This is a genomic window from Streptomyces sp. P17 (assembly GCF_032436805.1).
GTDB lineage: Bacteria > Actinomycetota > Actinomycetes > Streptomycetales > Streptomycetaceae > Streptomyces.
Map to the genome: position 1 here is coordinate 1 of NZ_JAVRBF010001319.1, position 246 is coordinate 246.

1 protein-coding gene is annotated in these 246 nt (G+C 36.2%); it reads right to left on the reverse strand.

Annotated elements, in window-relative coordinates:
• Positions 1-246, reverse strand: a 246-nt coding sequence (locus RMT89_RS44830; RefSeq protein ID WP_315889499.1) for a hypothetical protein, incomplete at both ends; no start/stop codon positions are given.

Consider the following 246-nt stretch of genomic DNA (forward strand, 5'->3'; position numbering starts at 1 on the left):
TATAACCGGCCAAGAATTGGCCGGTTATATAATTTTTTAAATCTGTATTTTGATAATTTTTGCCATCAGAAGGAATCATTTGTTTTTGCTCACCTGTTATCTTTTGTAAAGCTAAGTCTGCATCAATATGTACCCTTAACCCAGAAAGAACAGGCAAACCCATTATCCATAATCGTTGACCTTCTTGATAACTACCTACCCTACCTCTAGATGAAATCGGTCTAGCAGAAAAAGTCAAAAAGCGTC